This window comes from Micromonospora sp. BL1 (assembly GCF_003667485.1).
Taxonomy (GTDB): domain Bacteria; phylum Actinomycetota; class Actinomycetes; order Mycobacteriales; family Micromonosporaceae; genus Micromonospora; species Micromonospora tulbaghiae.
Map to the genome: position 1 here is coordinate 1 of NZ_RCVK01000211.1, position 687 is coordinate 687.

Consider the following 687-nt stretch of genomic DNA (forward strand, 5'->3'; position numbering starts at 1 on the left):
ATGGGGGTGAAAAGGGGGTAACGGGCCGCCGGAGGTGGCGCATGGTGGCGATGGGGCAGACCGCTCTCTCGGGTGAGCGACTCCGGCAGACCGACGGCTTCCTCGCCGAGGCGTGGGCCGACATGGTCCGGCACGACGAGCGGCTGCGCGGCACGGCCGTCGAGGTGCGCTTCGACCGGGGGGTCGCGCATCTGACCGGCGAGGTCGCCGACCCGGAACAGCTACGGCTGGTACGGGAGCTGATCGGCCGGCTGTCCGGCGTACTCGGGGTCTGGTGCCGGGTCACAGTGGCCGGGCGGGCGCCGGTGGTGGTGGACCTGGGCTGCGGTGCGACCAAACAGTGGCCGGGCAACCTGGGACTGGACATCTATCCGGCGCCGGGGGTGAACGCGGTCGCCAACCTGGCCGGCTCGCTGCCGCTGCGCGACGACTCGGTGGACGTGTTCTTCGCGGTGCACATCGTCGAGCACCTGATCGACTTCCTGCCGCTGTTCGACGAGTGCCACCGGGTGCTGCGGCCGGGCGGGGTGCTGCACGTGATGAGTCCCTGGTGGCGGCACGTCAACGCGGTGGCCGACCCGACCCACGTACGCCTGCTGGACGTGCAGACGTTCAAGGGCATCTGCGGTCAGCGCCCACCGGGTACGCCGCGCTGGTATCCGCTGCACCTGTCGCTTATACACATCT

Annotated in this window: 1 protein-coding gene; it reads left to right on the forward strand. The window is 70.5% G+C overall.

Features of this window, described 5'->3' with window-relative positions; all coding sequences use genetic code 11:
• Nucleotides 1-41: 41 nt before the first annotated feature.
• On the forward strand, nt 42-687 hold a 646-nt coding region (locus tag EAD96_RS11615; RefSeq protein WP_121684267.1), incomplete at its 3' end, for a methyltransferase domain-containing protein.